This is a genomic window from Streptomyces sp. NPDC001868, from assembly GCF_040297125.1.
GTDB lineage: Bacteria > Actinomycetota > Actinomycetes > Streptomycetales > Streptomycetaceae > Streptomyces.
Genome location: NZ_JBEOYO010000006.1, coordinates 101,143 through 115,878 on the forward strand (window position 1 = coordinate 101,143; position 14,736 = coordinate 115,878).

Here is a 14,736-nt window from a genome sequence, read left to right on the forward strand (position 1 = left end):
TTTCGTGGGGGGAGGAGGAGGTGGGGGGATCTGCGCGCGCCAAGGGCTAGAAAGCGCTTTCAGTTTCCTGAATGCTAAGCACGTGTTTTGGGCATGTCAACGAATCGCGTGCGCCTCCGTGGCGTGGAAGGGAGTGTCGTGACCCCACGACATCGCATCGTCCGGGCTCTGGCATCCATGGCCCCCCTGGTCCTCGGCACGAGCCTCATGGCCGCGCCCACCGCGACTGCGGACACGTCGGCCTCGGCGGCGCCCGGCGCGGTCACCGTCCGGATCGACCCGTCGTACCAGCAGCAGGAGTTCGAAGGGTGGGGCACCAGTCTCGTCTGGTTCGCCAACGCCACGGGCAACTACCCGGAGCCCGTCCGAAGACAGCTCGTCGACATGCTGTTCGGCGACGACGGGCTCGGCCTCACGATCGCGCGCTACAACATCGGCGGCGGCAACGCCCCGGACGTCCGCAAGGACTACATGAAGGCCGGCGCGACGATGGACGGCTTCTGGAAGGCCCCCGAGGGCATCACCCGCAAGGACATGGAGTGGTGGGACCCGAACGACCCGGACCACTGGAACTGGGACGCCGACTCCGGCCAGCGCTGGTGGGTGGACCAGATCAAGGACAAGGTCGACACCTGGGAGGCGTTCAGCAACTCGCCGCCCTGGTTCCAGACCGTCAGCGGCTATGTCTCCGGCGGCTTCGACGCGAACACCGACCAGATCCGCGCGGACCGCGTCGACGAGTTCGCCGGCTATCTGGTGCGCGTGACCGAGGAGTTGGAGAAGCGGCACGGCATCGACTTCGACACCATCGCCCCGCTGAACGAGCCCAACACCAACTACTGGGGGACCCAGATCGGCGCGAACGGCCAGCCCACCGGCGGCCGTCAGGAGGGCGCGCACGCGGGGCCCGCGCTCCAGCAGAAGGTGGTCCTCGCGCTGGACAAGGCGCTCGAAGGAGCGAGGACCGACGCCGAGATCTCGGCGATGGACGAGACCAACCCCACGATCTTCACGCAGAACTGGAACGCCTACGACGCCTCCGCGCGGGCGGCCCTCCCCCAGCTCAACGTGCACACCTACGGCACCGGCATGCGCACCAGCGCCCGGGACATCGCCAAGGGCGCCGACAAAAAGCTCTGGATGAGCGAGGTCGAGGGCACCTGGGGCACCGGCACCGACTTCACGAGCATGGAACCGGGCCTCGGCATCGCCACCCGCATGGTCGACGACATGCGGGAACTGGAGCCCTCCGCCTGGGTGTTCTGGCAGCCGGTCGAGGACTCGATCCCGCAGGCCGCGGCGGGCAAGAACTGGGGCAGCATCCACGTCCCGTTCAACTGCACGGCGACGGACACCCTGGAGACCTGCCCGATCCGGGCCAACTCCAAGTTCCACACCATCCGTAACTTCACCCATCACATCCGCCCCGGCGACCACTTCGTGAAGACCGACGACCCGTCCAGCGTGGCCGCCGTCAAAAGGTCCGGCCGTGCGGCCTCCGTGGTCCATGTCAACAGCGGTACGACCGCGCGTTCCGTCACCCTCGACCTGTCGCGCTTCGGCAAGGTCTCCTCCCGCGCCACCGTCACGCCCGTGGTGACGAGTGACGCCGGTGCCCTCGTCGAGGGCGACCCGGTCCGGGTGAAGGACCGTTCGGCCACGCTCGACGTGCCCGCCAAGTCGGTCACCACCTTCCTGGTCGAGGGTGTCGGCGGGGTGGCGAAGGACGCCGCCCTTGTCCGGCCCGGCCACGTCTACCGCCTCCAGGGCACCCAGAGCGGCAAGTCGCTCACCCCGTCGGAGGACGGCACCGGTGTCGTCATCCGTACGACCGACGCGAGCAGCGCCCGCCAGCTGTGGTCGGTGGAGCAGCTCACCCCCGGCACCGGCAACCGCGAGCGCTACGCCCTCACCAACGCCGGCACGGGCGGGCGGCTCGCCGTGCGCGACAACCAGGCCGTCCTGGAGGACCCGGCCGACGGCGAGGTCCCCGCAGCCGCCCAGTGGGTCATGTCGACGACGGGCGACGGCAGTTGGACCTTCGTGAACGCCGCCACCGGCCGGCTCGTCGACGTCACCGGGCAGTCGTCGGCGGACGGCGCCAAGGTGTCGACGTACACGCCGACCTCGGTCGCCAACCAGCGCTGGGCCGTGACCGACGAGACCGTGCTGCGCACCGAGCGGGCCGAGGCGTTCACCGTCCCCGGGCTGCGGCCGAAGCTGCCGGAGACGGTGACCCCGGTGTTCCGGGACGGTGCCCGGGGCTCCCTGCCCGTGGTGTGGGACCTGCCGTCGGACCGGAAGTGGCGCAGGCCCGGGACCGTACGCGTCACGGGTGAGGCGACCGACGCGCTCGGCCGGAAGCTCCCGGCGAAGGCCCTCGTCACCGTCGACACGATCGCCTCGACCGTCCCCGCCCGCGCCAAGACATACGTGGGCGGCGCGCCCGAACTCCCGGCCACGGTCGTCGGGATCGGCCGGCACGGCGGCCGGACCACCCTCCCGGTGACCTGGGACGCGGCCCCCGACGGGGCGTTCGACAAGGCCGGTGTCGTGACACTGCCGGGTACGGCGGAGGTCGTCGACGGCGGTGAGGTCGACGCGACCGTACGCGTCCAGGTCACCGAGGCCTCGGCGACCAACATCGCGCCGGACGCCGGTGTCTCCGTCGCCGCCACCTTCACCGAGAGCGGCTACTCGGCCGAGCGGCTACGCAACGGCGACACCGCCGAGAAGGCCTGGTCCAACTGGAGGTCGGGCACCAAGAACCCGTCCGACACCGTCGCCTTCACCCTCCCGAAGGCCCGCGACCTCACCCGGATCGTCGCCCACTTCCACCGGGACGGAAGCAATGTCTCCTTCCCGGAGAGCCTCAAGGTGCAGGTCCAGGCCGCCGAGAACGGCCCCTGGACCGACGCGAGCGGTTCGGTCGCCGTCGGCTCCGAGGGCACACCGGTGATCGACGTCCCGCTCGACGCGGGTCCGGTGACCGGCGTGCGGGTGGTCATGACCGCGCGTCCGGGCGGCTACATCACCATGGGCGAGATCGAGGTGTTCGCCAAGGCCCCCGGTGTCTCCTCGGACACCGCCGCCTCCTCCATCGAGGTCGACGGGAAGCCGATCAGGTCCTTCGACCCCGAGACCACCACGTACCGGGTGGCCACCGACAACCCGGGCCGGGCGGAGGTCACGGCGACGGCGCGCGACCCGTACGCGACCGTCACCGTGGACCGGACCGGCGGGTCCGGCGGGTACGGCGGGTACGGCCGGACCTCGGCCGTCGTCACCGTGACCGGCGAGGACGGCACGCAGACCCGGAAATACCGGATCGAGCTGGTACGACGCTGACCTGACCGGCGGGGGCCACGAGCGGGCCCCCGCCGGTCGCTTCGCACGCTTCACACCCTTCGGGCGCTTCGGGTCAACCGCTCGCGCAGGCCGCCCCGTTCAGCGTGAACGCGGTCGGTGCGGTGTTGGTCGCGCCCTTGCCGCCGACGAACCCGACCGTGACGGAGCCCGAGGCCGGGATGGTGGAGGTGTAGGAAGCGGGCTTCACGCTCACCGAGCCACCGCTCTGGGTGGCGGTCCCGCCCCACATGTTGCTGATCGTCTGGCCGTCGGCGAAGGCGAAGGCGAGGGTCCAGCCGCTGACGGCGGTGGTGCCGGTGTTGCGGATGACGATCTCGCCCTGGAAGCCGCCCTGCCACTCGTTGGTGGCCCGGTACGCCACGGAGCAGTTCCCGGCGGGTGTGCCGCCGCCCTGCTCCGTCCTGACGTTCACCGTGGCCGAGCGGTTCGACCGGTTCCCGGCGGCGTCGCGGGCGTAGACGGCGAAGGTGTACGCGGTGTCGGCGGTGAGGCCGGTCAGGGTGACGGAGTGGGTGGTGGAGGCCGCGAGCTTGGTCTCGGTGGAGCCGCTGACCCGGACGATGTCGTAGCCGGTGACACCGACGTTGTCGGTGGCGGCGGTCCACGTGAGCGTGGCCGAGGTCGCCGTCACCGCCGAGGCGGCCGGGGTGCCGGGGGTGGTCGGTGCCTGGGTGTCACCCGGGTTGCCGCCGCCGAAGACCGTGGCCTCCTTCGCGGTCTGCGCGATGCCGTTGGCGCCGTTGAAGATCCGCTGGCCCCAGGCGCTCAGCCGTGTCGGGTCGAAGCCGATCGACAGGTCGAGGACCGGGTCGGTGTTGCCGCTCCAGGACCAGGCGAGGTAGCCGAGGTCGAGCCGCTCGGCGGTGGCCATCATGGTGTCCTCGTCCGGATCGCCCCACTGGTCGGCGGGTCCGCCGAACTCGCCGATCAGGATGGGCAGTCGGGCGTTCACGAAGGCGCCCAGGTAGTCGGTGATCTCCGCGGCGGTGTCGAAGACGCTGTACATGTGGATCGAGAAGATCAGGTTGCCGGTGGTGTCGGCGTCGTACACGGCCTGGGCGTTGGCGCGCATGACGCCCTGCCAGTCCTGGCCCCAGTTGGGCGCGTCCACCATGATCGTGTGCTCGAAGCCGGCGGCCCGCAGCTTCTGTACGGCGGCCTTGGTGGGGGCGGTCCAGCCCGCGGGGTCGGTGTTGCCCCAGGGCTCGTTGCCGATGTTGACGATGACGTAGTTCTCCTCGCCGGCGAGAACGCTCTTGAGGCCGATCCAGTAGTCGGCCGCGTGGTCGAGGGTCCCGGCGGCGGCCTCCTCGCCGTATCCGGTGGTGTCGTGCACCTCCAGGACACAGATGAGCCGGTTGGCCTTGCACTGGGCGACGACGTTCGCCACGTCGGCGGGGCTGTTCTTGGTCCAGCGGTGCCCGTCGGAGAGGACGACACGGACGGTGTTGGCGCCCAGCGCCTTGATGTCGGCCAGCGACCGCGTCTGGCCCGGGTACCAGGTGTGGGCGTGGTTGACGCCGCGCATCACGAAATCGTTGCCGTTGCCCTCCAGCAGCCGGCCGCCGCCGATGTGCAGGCCGGTGGCCCGCACATCGGGCGCCGGCTGGGCAAGGGCGACGGCCGGGGCGAGGACGCCGAGGAGCGTGAGCGCGACCAGGCCCGCGAGGGCGCCCAGGAGAGCGCTCAAGGGGCTCCTTCGCCGTGCGCCTCCTGGCGTGTCCGCGCCTCTCGGCGTGCCTCCGGACATGTTTCCAGGCGTGCTTCTTCCAGTTCTCACTGCGACTCCAAGTGGGGGTGGGCGTCGAGGAGCGAGGGGTTCATGGGAGCGCTCCCATAAACCCACCTCGCCCCGTACACGTCAACCCTTCGCGCGTGCTCAGCCCCGCAGACCCGCCCGCGTCGCCGCCGCGACGACCGCGTCCCGCTCCGCGCCGGTGAACCGCCCCTCGGTCACCCACCCGTCGGCCAGGACACGCACCGCCCGCACGAACGCCTCGGACGTCGCGAAGGGCGCCCGCGCCCAGAGCACGTCGAGGAAGGTCAGCCCGTCGCCCCGGGTCCGGTTCGGGACGCCCGAGTCGGCCGTGCCGAACACGACGACGGGCTCGGAGCGCCGGAAGTAGGCGTGGTAGCGGGCGTCGTTCCCGACGAAGAACGGCGCGAGGGTCAGCCCGTGCGTGGTGAAGTGCAGTGGCCTGCCCTCCGGGCGGATCACGTCCGCGAGATCGCCGCGCAGCGTGAAGCCCTTGTAGAAGGAGAAGGTCCGGAACCCCGCCTCCGGGCTCTGCGCGGCCAGCAGCAGCGGGCCGAAGAACACCGACTGGACCGTGGGATCGTCCAGGGCCCGCTCCACCCGCAGCCGGTACGGCGCGGAGATCCCGACCCGGTCGCCGCTCCGCCAGTTCCGGCTCAGCGTGAGGTACGACCCGGGCACGGCCTCGACCCGCTGCCGGACCCCGTTGACCGTGACCGTGAAGCCGCCGGTGGCCCAGGACGGCACCCGCAGCCTCAGATCGAGCCTGCCCCCGCCCTCCCGGAACGTCAGGGTGCGCACGCCCTCGGCCGGATAGGCGCTCGTCTGGTCGAGGACGAGCCCCCGCTCCGGCCACCGCAGGGTCGAGGCGAGGTAGAGGTTCACGTACAGCGCGTTTCCGTCGGCGGAGCGGAAGTACACCGAGTCCTGGTACTTGCTGTGGTTCTCCATGCCGGTGCCACCGCAACAGGTACCGGTGTTGCCGTACTCGCGCACCACCCCCGGTCCCATCCCGACGAAGTAGGTGACCTCGGGGCTGCTCGTGCTCGCCGTGTCCCGGCGGGAGGCGAGGATGTGGTTGGTCAGGCCCCGCTCGTAGTAGTCCATCCGGGCGGCGTCCGGCTCCCGGAAGAAGAGTTGCCGGCTGAGCTTCAGCATGTTGTACGTCGCACAGGTCTCGGCGTTCTTGTCGTCCAGGGTGGCCGCGATGGCGCCCCGCGCCTTGAACATCTCGCCCTGTCCCGTACCGCCCAGGCTGTACGTCCGGGGCCCGGCGACCATGCCCCAGAAGTTCCGGGCGGCCTCCGCGTACCGCTCCTCCCCCGTCTCGTCGAACAGCCGCAGATACCCGGTGAACTGCGGGATGTGCTGGTTGGCGTGCCGCCCGTCGAGGATGTCCCGGTCCTGGGCGCAGGCGTCGAGGAGCGCGGTGTTGTCGAAGCAGCGGGCGGCGGCCAGGTGTTCCGCCTTGCCGGTGAGGGCGTGCAGGTCCGCCATCACCTCGTTCATACCGCCGTACTCACCGGCGATGTAGATGGACCACATCCGGTCCAGCTGCGCCTTGGGCAGCCCGCCGAGCCTGCTGTGCACCCAGTCGCCCGTCTTCGAGGCGATGGTGAGGGCCTGGGCGTTCCCGGCCAGGGTGTGCGCGTCGAGGAGGCCCCGCATGATCTTGTGGCAGGTGTAGTACGGCGCCCAGATGGTGGGGTACGTCGTGTAGCTCTCCAGCAGGATGAACTGCGTCTCCGGGTACGCCGCCAGGAAGCCGGGGTGACTCGGTCTCGGGTTGCCGCGCTCCGCCAGCGCCGTCTGGCACTCCCCCAGGGCGCCGACCAGGTAGTCCAGCTTGGACTTGAGGGCCGCTTCCCTGGTGTCCGCGTACGCCTGGGCGATGAGGGTGAGGAAGTGGCCGCCGTAGTGGCCGCGCAGATTGCCGTCGGAGGTCTCCCAGCCGCCGGGCGGCTGGGCACCCCGGGTGTCGAGTCCGGCGTTGGCACGGAAGACGGCCAGGATGCGGTCGGCCGGGTAGGACCGGGCGTAGGTCAGCATCAGGTCGCGCTTGGCCCTGAACACGCCGTCGCCGAGGGTGACTTGGTTCAGGGGGAAGGGATGTGCCGACCAGGTGGCGGGGACGGGTAAGGGGGCTGCGGGGGCCTGGGCGAGGGCCTGCGCGGGGGCTTGTCCGGCTGGGGTGGCGTGCGCGAGGGAGGCGGCCTGGACGAGTGGGGTGGCGGCCGCCGCGCCGGCTGCGAGGCTCAACAGCCTTCGTCGGGTGGGGGGTTGGGACATGCGTCGACTCTCCGATCGTGGGTGGGACGTCCGGTGGGTGGGGCGTCCGGTGGGTGGGGGGAGGCGTGTGTGGGCGGGTGCGGCTTGGTTCGTGGCTGGTCGCGCCCACGCGGCGGAGCCGCATGTCGAAACAGCCCCGCGCCCCTTGAGAGCAGGGGCTTCGCCCCTGAAGAACGAGGGCTGCGCCCTTGAAGGCCGGCCCGGGTCACGGCGGCCCCGTCACGGTGGCCCCGTCACCGTGATCGTGGCCGTCGCCCGGTACGTCGTGCCCGTCACGGTGCCCTTCACCTCGAAGGTGCCGGGTTCGGCGTACCGTTCCGGGTCCACCGGGTCCCAAGTGACGGTGACCCGGCTGTCCTTGGAGCCGTCGTTGTAGGTGGCGACGACGGTCGCCGGGAGCGTGGGCGTCCGGCCGGCGCGGGTGGTGACCCGCTCCTCCGTGATGCTGGTGATCTCGACGGCGGCCGTCTGCCGTACCCACACGGTCGCGGTGACCGGCCGCGCGGCCCGGTCGGCGATGCCGGTGATCCGTACGCTCGTGCCGCCCTCGGCGACCTGCTCCTCGGTGAGGGTGGGCCAGGCGACGGGTGAGCGGGCCGTCGTGCCGTCGCCGTACACCAGGGTCACCTCACCGGGCAGTTCCGGGATCGTGCCGCGCGGGGTGGGGACGTGGACCTCGCGCACGGCCTCCGGTGTCTCGGCGTACACCTTCCACTCCTGGACGCCGAGGGCCAGGTTCGGATGCCCGGTGAGCCGGGCGCGCAGGGCCGTCGTCGTGACGGGGGTGAAGGTGGTCCGGTTGTAGCCGTCCTCGGCGGTGCCGTAGCCGCTGGGTGAGGCGACCTCGCGCCAGGTGTCGCCGTCCCGGTACTCGATGACCCAGGACGCCGGGACCCCGACGCCGTCGCCCGCGCCGGGCTGGGCGTCACGGAAGAAGTACAGGTCGGAGCCGTCCACGCGGACCGGGTCGGCCCAGGTGTACTGGACCCACTGGGTGCCTTTCTGCGGCCAGCTGCCCCAGCGCGGAGCGTCGGAGGACGAGACGGGTTCGCGGCCGTCGTTGATGGCGGCCACGGACTCCCAGCCGGAGGTGTAGGAGGCGGTGGGTGTGGCGAAGGGCGCCACGTTCACCTGCCCGTCGGACAGCCCCTCCGCCTTGACCACGACCTTCTTCGACGTCGTCGACGAGCCGTCGGTGGCGGTGAGTTCGAGGGTATAGGTACCGGCGGTCGTGAAGCGGGCGGTGGTCGTCGTCGCGCCCGGGTCGTCGAGGATGACCGTGCCGCCCTCCGGACCGTCCACCGCCTTCCACCCGGCGGAGAGCTTCCGCTCCGGCAGGCCGTCGTCCTCGACGATGCCCGTCAGCCGGACCTGACCGGGACGGCTGTACGTGGTGTCCCGCCACGCCTCGACGTAGGGGGCGTGATTGCGGGCCGCCGGGGGCCGGACACCCGTGTCGAACGCCTGGAACTCCTTCAGCCCGCTGGTGTGCCCGTCCCGGTGCCGCATCAGCACCCGCAGCTTCTGTGCCGTCACCTTCTTGAAGCGCACCTGGTTGAGATTGGCCCGGGGATGGACGGGCGTCCTGGCGGGCCGGGCCACGTCCTGCCAGCGCCCCTCGCCGTCCTGGAACTGCACGGTGTAGAGGGCGGGTTCGGTGTATCCGCCGGGCCGTTTGTCGGCGGCGAAGTACAGCCGGACGTCGTCGACTTGCCGTGCCCGCCCGAAGTCGATCTCGTACCAGTCCTCGGCGTTCCCGGAGCCGCGCGCGCCCCAGTGGGGTTCGTTGACGGTGAAGCCGTCGACGGCCCCCGCCGTACCCCTCCCCTGGTCCTCGTGGGAGGCGCGGGCCGTGGCTCCGGCGGCGAGGTTGTCCTTCGCCGTGCCGGTCAGGTCCCGCCCGGCCTTGGCGAACAGGTCGGTGACCCGGTCCCTGCGGCCGTACTCGACGTCCTGCGGTGCCGCCACGGTCGTACGCAGCCCGGTGGTCCGGGCCTTGGCGCCGCCGCCGTCCGGGAAGGTCGCCCTGCGGGTGACCGGGTCGTAGACGAGGCGGGTGAGACGGTCCGCCGTCAGGGCGAGCTTCCCGTCGAGGTAAAGGGAGTAGCCCTCGGGGACCTGCCGTCCGTACGGCCGCTTCCCGTCCCCCGGTTCGTCCCAGATCACCGCGACATCGGTGCCCCGGTAGTTGATGTCGGTGACGGCGAAGTGGGGCCAGTCGATGTCGATCGGGGACAGCTCGATCTTCCGGTCGTCGCGCGGCCGGAAGCCCATCGCGTCCTCGATCACGGTCCAGTTGGTGGTGCCGAGGATGGTGTGGTGGATCCAGGAGCGGTAGCCGATCTTCTGCGGGTCGGCGCTGCCGTTCGACCAGAACTCGTTCTGGTCGGGCCACCGGTTGTCGCCGTCGACGTAGTGGGACCAGGCGTTCCAGGACAGCAGCTTCTTGTACCAGGTGTTGTCGATGTATCGATTCGGATACTTGCGCAGCACGGAGGAGAGGAAGCGGAAGGTGACCGTGGAGTTGATGACGGAGAAGTTGTTGCTCCCCGGGTGCCCCTGCTCCGCCGCTTCCGCCTTGTCGGCCTGGTTGGCGGTGAAGAACGGGAAGACGGGGTACTGCTTGGCGTCCGCCCACAGCCGCAGGGCTTCGAGGTACTGCGGGTCCTCGTCCGGCGTGGGCATCAGGCCCACGCTGTACGGGTAGTAGTTGTTGATCTCCTTCCAGGGCACCGGGGTGTCACTGGCCACATGCCGGTGCTTGAGCAGCTTGTCCTCGGGGTCCCAGAGGTGTTCGAGGACCGCGTCCTTGACCCGCTTCGCGATCCCGCGCATCTCCTCGGCCTTGCCCGTCTCGCCGAGCAGGTCGTAGGCGCGGGCCGCCGCCGTCGCGTTGCTGTACACATAGGCCGACTCGGCCCGGTCCAGGTTCCCCGGCTTCCAGTCGAACGACACCGCGTCGGCGTCGTTGCCGGTCATGGCGCCCCAGTCGTACTCGATCAGCCCGTTGCCGTCGTGGTCGTAGGCCGCGAGCTGCCCCTTGACGTCCTTCTCCGCGTACCGGGCGAGGTTGCGCGGGATGCCGTCCGGGCCGCCGTGCACCTGGTAGGAACGCCAGGCGGCCTCGGAGATGTACTGGGTGTAGCTGTTGGACCAGTTCTCCGGATCGCCGGGATTGTCGGAGTACTTGCCGTTCTTCGACACCTCTCCGGCGGACACCCACGGGCCGTACGAATAGCTCGGCTCCCGCAGGTACTTGAGGTCGTCGACGAACATGCCGACGGTCAGCGCGATGGCGTTGTTGTAGCCGAGCACGCCCTCCATGGAGGTGGGGAACTGGTAGTCGCTGCCCGGGATGTCGGCGTCGAGGTAGTTGTAACGCAGCAGCCACCAGCGGTAGTAGAGCGTCTTCTCGATGTTGTCGTCCGGGACGTCCATGAACGGCAGGTTCTCGGCCCACCAGCGGTTGTACGCCCGCACATGCCGGCGGAAGGCGGCGGCCGGGGACGCCTTGCGCACGGAGTCGTACGCGGGCCGCGAGTCGGCGATCTCCTCGGTGACGAAGCCGAGTTGGACCTTGGCGTTGAGGGTGCGGCCCGCCGGGACGGTGAGGGTGCGCGTCAGGGTCTCGCCCTCGGGGGCGAAGCCGTCACCGCTGAGCCGGGGGAAGACGGTCGTGAGGTTGTTCTTCGCGGCCACCGTGCCGGTGAGTTCGCGTCCCTCCGGAATGCCGGTGTACGGGGACGAGGCACGCAGGGTGATCTCGCGGCCCCCGGACCCGCTGTTGGTGAGCGCCAGGTTCGTCACGGCGACATTGGCGTCGGTGATGAACTTGGTCTGCGTGACCGTCAGCCCGGTCGCCTCATGGGTGAACTCGCTGCGCCAGTAACTGGGCGTCTGCGTGCGGGAGTTGACGTTCTCGCGGAGCGTGAGCCGCTCGCCGTCCACGGCCAGGTCGACCGTGTACGCGGCCCGGTTGTCGATGCTCTCCCAGTAGGCGACCTTGCCGCCGAAGCCGAGCCGTGCCGGGTCGTGCTCCTTCATGAACACCGCCCGGCCCCGGGTGAACAGCCAGTCCCCCGCCGGGTCCTCGCCCTTGCGGGCCAGCATCCGGTCCATCCAGAAGTCGGTGCCGTCGCCGGCTCTCCGGTCGGCGTCGTACTGGGCGCGCATCGTACGGCGGACCGTGAAGCCGGCGGGTAACTCGGGTACGGGATCGGCCGATCCGGAGTAGACGGGGTACCCGGTCGCCGAGTTGTCCGCCTCGGCCGGAACGGCGGCGGCGAGCGGGGCGAGCAGCCCGAAGGCCAGCGCTCCGGCCAGGGTTCCGCGGTGTTGCCGTCTTCGTGGTCCGCGCACGACTACCTCCCTGTGTCGGTGCCGCTGTCCGGGACTTCGGTGGCCGCGGCCGGGCTCCCGTCCGTCGTCGGTAGCCACACCCGCATGGTCGAGGGGCCCCGTTCGGCCCAGGAGTGGTAGGGCACGAGGACGATGCCGGTGGGAGCCGCGGGCCGCGCCTCGGCGGCCTGCCCCAGGGGCTCGTACGGCCACGCCGCCTCGCTCCGCCCCATGCGTGGTCCGGCTCCGACCTCCCCGGCGACCACGACCGTGCCCTCCGTACCGCCGTCCGGCCCGCCCGTTCCGTCCGGTCCGTCCACGGGATCGACGGACGTGTCCACCCGTACCGCGTCGACCTCATGTCCGTCCGGGAGGTCGACGGACTCGGCGCAGTACACCAGCGGGCCCCGCTGGACGGCCACCGTGCCGCGTACGGCGTCGATGCGGGGGTCGGCCCCGATCCAGCGGGGGGCGACAGGCAGTTCGAGCCGTATCTCGTCGCCGGGCCGGAAGACCCGGGTCACGGTCGCCGTGCCCGGGTCGGCGGGGCGGCGTACGCCGTCGGGGTCGACCAGCCACGCGGGGGCGCCCGCCGCCCAGGCGGGCACCCGCAGCGACAGGGTCCACGGGTCGGCCGGGGCGCGACCGATGCGGACGGTCACGGTCCCGCCGGACGGGTAGTCGGTGCGGACCCGCAGGGCGACGCCCCGGCCGCCGGTGAGGGTGGTGGCGATGTCGGCGTCCGCGTACTGGTGGAGTTGGAGGCCTTCGTCGTCCGCCGTCGCCAGGTAGGCAGGGAGCTGGGCCAGGGTCCGGGCCACATTGGTCGGGCAGCAGGACACCGCGAACCAGGGGGCGCGCAGGCCCGAGTCGGCGCGCGGGCTGTCGAGGTCCGGGGGCGGGGCGATGCCCCGGTGCCGCCGGTGCAGGGTGTTGGCGTAGAAGAAGGACCGGCCGTCCTCGGACGGGGAGGTGGCGACGACGTTGAACAGGGTGCGTTCGACGAGGTCGGCGAAGCGGGGTTCGCCGGTGGCGAGCAGCAGCCGCCAGCCGAGCATCACGGAGGCGACCCCGGCGCAGGTCTCCGAATAGGCGCGGTCCGGGGGCAGGACGAAGTCGGTGCCGAAGGCCTCGTCGCGGTGGTGCGAGCCCATGCCGCCGGTGAGGTAGGTGCGGCGGGCGACCGTGACCTCCCACTGGCGTACGACGGCTGCGAGCAGCTCTTCGTCGCCGGTCTCCACGGCCACGTCGACGGCGCCGGCGGCGAGGTAGAGGGCGCGGACGGCGTGCCCGCGCAGAACCGTTGCCCGGCGGACCGGGACGTCGTCCTGGAAGTAGGCGGCGCCGAACTCGCCCTCGGTGAGGGTGCCGTGGCCGCGTCGTTCGACGAACAGCGCGGCCTGGTCGAGGTAGCGCTGCCGGCCGGTGAGCCGGGCCAGTTCGACGAGGGCCGACTCGATCTGCGGGTGGCCGCAGACGGACTCGATACCGCCCGGCCCGAAGGTGGCGCAGACATGGTCGGCGGCCCGCTGGGCGATCTTCGCGAGTTCGCCCTCGCCCCGGGCGCGGGCCTGGGCGACACCGGCCTGGACCAAGTGGCCCTGGCAGTACAGTTCGTGGCCCTCTTCGAGGTCGCTGTAGCGGGCCGGTTGTCCGGGGCGGCCGAAGGCGGTGCTCAGATAGCCGTCCGGTTCCTGGGCGGGGGCGACGAGATCGGTGAGGGCGGTGATCCCGGCGTCCAGGGCGGCGCCGTCGCCGTTGGCCGCCTCCCAGGCCATGGCTTCCAGCAGCTTGTAGACCTCGGAGTCGGCGAACTCCCGGCCACGCCGGTCCCGTTGGATCCTGCCCTCGACGGCGGCCCGGAAGTTGCCGGTCCAGCCGACGCGGTCCATCCAGTCCCGGCAGTGGTCCAGCGTGGCGGTCGTGTTGGTGTGCCGTCGCCGGGCCCAGAAACCCCCGGTGATCCTGACCTCGTCGAGGCCGAGCGGCCTGAGGCGGCCACGGGTCGGTGCCACGGGCAGGACGGATGACGTCACCGCGTTCTCCCTCACCTGTTCATGCCTTCGGTTGGTCCCTTCGGTCGTCGGTCGTCGGTGGGCCGTCCATGTCATCGGGGTCCTCGGGTCGCGCGCAGGGGTCAGGGGGTCAGCCCTTGAGCGCGCCGGACATGAAGCCCCGGATGTAGTGCCGTTGCAGCAGCAGGAAGAGGAGCAGACAGGGCACGGCGAGGACCACCACGCCCGCCTCGGTCGCGCCGTAGTCGACGGCGCCCATGCTCTGCTGCCGCAGATTGGCGACGGCCAGCGGCAGGGGCGCCTTCTCGCTGTCGGAGATGAGGATCAGGGGCGCGATGAAGTCGTTCCAGGCCGCGAGGAACGCGAACAGCCCCACGGTGATCAGTCCCGGCCGTACCGCGGGGAGGAGCACGCGGCGCAGCGCGCCCGCCGTGCCGCAGCCGTCGACGAGCGCCGACTCCTCCAGTTCGCGCGGCACCGCCTCGAAGGAGATCCGCATCATGAAGGTGGCGAACGGGAGTTGGAACATCGCGAGCACCAGGCTCAGCCCGATCAGCGAGTTCTGCAGCTGCAGTCTGCCGAGCAGGACGTAGAGCGGGATGAGGAGGGTGGCGTACGGGACCATCAGGATGGCCAGGGTCAGCAGGAACAGCAGGTTCTTGCCGGGGAAGTCGAAGCGGGCGAAGGCGTAGCCGCCGAGCAGGGAGACCCCGAGGGTGAGGGCGACGGTCAGTGCCGAGACGACCGTGCTGTTGAGGAGGTACCGCCACAGGCCCGCGTCGTACTCCAGCAGCGTCCGGTAGTTGCCGAGGCCGTACCCCGATTCCTGCGCGGTGCCGGGCTGGGGGCTGACCGAGGCCCAGGTGTTCCACAGCAGCGGGAAGAGGAAGATGACGGCCAGACCTCCGGCGACGACGTAGTACGGCGTACGGCCGAGGGTGCGGGACAGCACGGTCGGTCCCCTCTCCT

General features: G+C 71.1%; 6 protein-coding genes. 1 reads left to right on the plus strand and 5 read right to left on the minus strand.

Annotation, left to right across the window (positions count from 1 at the left end; genetic code table 11):
- The first annotated feature begins 177 nt into the window (after positions 1 to 177).
- Positions 178 to 3,348: a glycoside hydrolase gene (locus ABT147_RS09595; protein WP_351404093.1), complete on the plus strand. Its 3,171-nt coding sequence runs from the start codon at positions 178 to 180 to the stop codon at positions 3,346 to 3,348.
- Positions 3,349 to 3,421: 73 nt separating this feature from the next.
- Here the strand turns inward: ABT147_RS09595 and ABT147_RS09600 are convergent, their stop codons facing one another.
- The 5 genes from ABT147_RS09600 to ABT147_RS09620 all read right to left on the minus strand — a co-directional run bounded on the left by ABT147_RS09600 (position 3,422) and on the right by ABT147_RS09620 (position 14,719).
- Positions 3,422 to 5,119, minus strand: a complete 1,698-nt coding sequence (locus ABT147_RS09600) for a cellulase family glycosylhydrolase (protein WP_351403709.1) — start codon at positions 5,117 to 5,119, stop codon at positions 3,422 to 3,424.
- Positions 5,120 to 5,248: 129 nt separating this feature from the next.
- On the minus strand, positions 5,249 to 7,414 hold the full coding sequence (locus ABT147_RS09605; protein ID WP_351403710.1) for a glycoside hydrolase family 127 protein: 2,166 nt from the start codon (positions 7,412 to 7,414) through the stop codon (positions 5,249 to 5,251).
- A 219-nt stretch (positions 7,415 to 7,633) separates the two neighbouring features.
- Positions 7,634 to 11,773 (minus strand): Ig-like domain-containing protein, encoded by a 4,140-nt coding sequence (locus ABT147_RS09610; RefSeq protein WP_351403712.1) that lies wholly within the window; start codon positions 11,771 to 11,773, stop codon positions 7,634 to 7,636.
- A gap of 2 nt (positions 11,774 to 11,775) precedes the next feature.
- The gene (locus ABT147_RS09615; RefSeq protein ID WP_351403715.1) at positions 11,776 to 13,788 is read right to left on the minus strand and encodes a glycoside hydrolase family 127 protein; all 2,013 of its coding nucleotides are present in this window, start codon (positions 13,786 to 13,788) and stop codon (positions 11,776 to 11,778) included.
- A 109-nt stretch (positions 13,789 to 13,897) separates the two neighbouring features.
- Complete coding sequence (locus ABT147_RS09620; protein WP_351403717.1) at positions 13,898 to 14,719, minus strand: carbohydrate ABC transporter permease; 822 nt, start codon at positions 14,717 to 14,719, stop codon at positions 13,898 to 13,900.
- Positions 14,720 to 14,736: the final 17 nt, after the last annotated feature.